Origin of the sequence: Lacticaseibacillus camelliae DSM 22697 = JCM 13995, from assembly GCF_001436615.1 — a bacterium.
In the GTDB taxonomy this organism is placed as follows: Bacteria; Bacillota; Bacilli; order Lactobacillales; family Lactobacillaceae; genus Lacticaseibacillus; species Lacticaseibacillus camelliae.
The window spans coordinates 7,016-9,716 of record NZ_AYZJ01000080.1 but is presented as its reverse complement, the minus strand read 5'-3'; the positions used below and the strand labels follow the sequence as shown (position 1 = coordinate 9,716).

General features: G+C 49.8%; 3 protein-coding genes and 1 pseudogene. All 4 read right to left on the bottom strand.

All coding sequences use genetic code 11. From position 1 onward, the window contains the following. A pseudogene (locus FC75_RS10550) lies at nucleotides 1-1,388 on the bottom strand (conjugal transfer ATPase TcpF); the annotation flags it as partial. Next, nucleotides 1,372-1,764, bottom strand: a complete 393-nt coding sequence (locus FC75_RS10545; protein ID WP_054665765.1) for a conjugal transfer protein — start codon at nucleotides 1,762-1,764, stop codon at nucleotides 1,372-1,374. The pseudogene FC75_RS10550 and the gene FC75_RS10545, both read right to left, overlap by 17 nt. Nucleotides 1,765-1,825: 61 nt before the next feature. Beyond that, nucleotides 1,826-2,323: an antirestriction protein ArdA gene (locus FC75_RS10540; RefSeq protein ID WP_054665769.1), complete on the bottom strand. Its 498-nt coding sequence runs from the start codon at nucleotides 2,321-2,323 to the stop codon at nucleotides 1,826-1,828. Between the two features lie 3 nt (nucleotides 2,324-2,326). Next, nucleotides 2,327-2,548, bottom strand: a complete 222-nt coding sequence (locus FC75_RS10535; RefSeq protein WP_003606383.1) for a hypothetical protein — start codon at nucleotides 2,546-2,548, stop codon at nucleotides 2,327-2,329. Between the last annotated feature and the right edge of the window lie 153 nt (nucleotides 2,549-2,701).

Genomic DNA, 2,701 nt, shown 5'->3' with positions numbered 1-2,701 from the left:
TTGGTGACAGTCCCCTTGATACCTTGCGCGGCAATATCTGGTTGCAAGTAGACGTTTCGTCCAGTGTCCACGTTGTAGCCAATGTAGATACCTTCCTTTTCGCCGAGCGATTGCGTCGCGCCAAAGCCCAGTGAGGCGATGAAGTCGCTGGTCACATATTGGATATAATCGTTGATGTAGCGCTTCGAGGCAGGGATAAACTCACTGTGTAGCCCCAGCATGTCGCCGAATGGTCGCACAAGTTTGATGTTAAGGCTGTCGTAGAAGTCGAGTAGCTGATCGGCGCGGCGCTTCATTTCGTCCTCGGATCGCCCGGCCACGCGAATGACGTAGCTGATTTTGTACATCGCGTCTTTGGTTTGATCAAGATTGCTTTCAAGTTCATCGACCGAATCTAAAGCGTCGCTGACGCCGCGTGTCGTTTCGTTGCCGGACTGGTAGGCGTGTTCGTCCAAGTCCTTGAGTTCCTTCTTCTTGTTGCGTACCTTGGTCAGCGCCTTCTTGTTCGTCACGATTTCAACGTTTAAGCTGGTGTCGATTGGAAAGTCGAACTGGCTTTGTTGGAAATAAAAAATTTCACTGCCGGGAAACTCCAATTCACCAACAATGTCGGAAAGCGTCAGGTACGTCACGTAACTACTATCCAGTCCGTGGGTGATCTTGATCGAGCGTTGGTGCTGCTCAATCAGTGAGCGGGTTGGCTTGATCAGGTCATAGCGCTTGATAATCGTGTCGCGCTTGGACTTCTTGCGGGGCAAGTGATAGTCATAGTCATCGTAGTCTTGCCCCGCCATGCCGTATAAGTGCTCCAACAAGTAGCCGAAGTCGTTCTTGTCGAGCGGACGGACTTTGAACCGGCGGCCAATTTTTTCGGCAAGGAACTTAACGGACTTGGCGTAGCGTTCCACCTCTGCGTTGTTCATGGTGAAGAAGTCACCAGCAAACGTTGTGTTGAACTCGGCGAAGAAGTCCCGAATGCCCAAGGACATATCCTTGAAGATAGACTTGGCGGTAACCTCTGCGTCGTTCAGCAACAGCTTAAAGCCGATGAAGAAGCGGTAGTCCACTTGGTTGTCACCGACGTTTTCAGTCAATGCTTCGGCTTGGCCGTCGATATGCTGGAAGGCGATGTCTTTCAGCGACCCCTTGACCAACTTCTTCGAGCGGTCGAGAGTGTCTCGGACACTAGCTTCGGTGGCGAGCTGCAATAAATGGAGCTTGCCGTCGCGATTCTGCGAGATTAACTGCCGGAAGTTCTCGTGGACTTGTTGTTTCTGTTCAGGGCTTAGAAACGAGTAGTTGTACGGGATCAATTCAAAATAGGCAAAGCACTCGCCGTCAGTGTTCCAGACGAGATTGTCTTCGATATACTTAATTGGAAATTTCATTGTGGTACCTCCAAACGTAGGTCACAGCAGCGGTTTGTTTCTCTTTCTGCGACTTCACAGGTTTACCAGCATAGGTGAGCTTCGGAGTAATGGCATAGTTGATCACCGACCGCAAGAATCCCATTGGCTTCTTGTTGTCGAAGGTTTTCTGGCTCATGAACCAAGTTAGCCCGGCCGGAATGCCGACGTACTTGAGAAACGCGCCGTCAATGAATGACAGTGGCGGCAAGTCGCCCAGCAGCATGACCGCAAACAGACTGACGATGAACCACGTCATTTGCGTAAATGTGATCGGGAACGGTAGTTGCAGGTCATTGATGGCGTACAACACCTTTTCGACCGACCAGATGCTGGTGTAGGATCTGACTTTCTTCATGTGATCTCCTTTCATGGTGAGATAAAAAGGCTGACGCCTTTTGCAGCGCCAGCCCAGAGAGTTAGTCTAATAATTGGTAGATGCCATGAGGTGTTTCAACGAAACCTCCTTCAATTTCGAGGTCACGACCGACCTTGGCATAGTCGATATAGTTTTCAACTTGTGGCGGAATGTCGCCGAACCAGCCTTCGTCAGCCAGTTCTTCGGCCAACTCAGTCATGTTCGCAACGTGATAACAGGCAATGTCATCCTTGTGTGCGGCGAGTTCGATCACGTTGTCGTACCATTCGCCAATAAGCTCTTTGATAGCTGGGTAAATCTCGGTGCCTTTCAACGCTTCGACGGCTGCGGCAGCTTCGTTGATCTCGCCAATCGTTGAATACTCACTAAAGACAACGGTGCCTTCGTAGTCCTGAACCATGTATTCTTCGTACTGGTCATTCAGTCCTAATTTTTCTGCGAGTTCTTCGTTGTTGATTGGTGGCGTGAACCATGCGCCGACAATCTCGCCCTCGTTATACTTGCCAAGATTGGCAATAAAGACTTTGATGTCGTCCATAGGCTAGGCTCCCATGACGCGATTGAACAGATTCAACAGTACGTCTTTGACTCCAGCAGTGTTGAAGACCAGCCCTACGGCAATGATCGCAATGACCAAAAAACCGATGAGCTTGGAAAATTCACGCTTGAAGCCGAGGTAGACCCCAATAATGGCAATCGCCATCAGTACCAGGCTCTGGGCGTTTGAAGTGAACCAATTAAACAAGTTTTGTCCGAAATTCATAATAATCATCCTTTGATTTTTAGTTTTGTGACCAGGGCTCCTTTCAAATATGCCGCTGTTTTGGCGCGGTCAGCGGCTACCGGATCAGGGATAACGAATCAGAAAAGCTCGGTTTGAGTTGCGTGGTGGTGCTTGATGCGATCAGAGGCACGC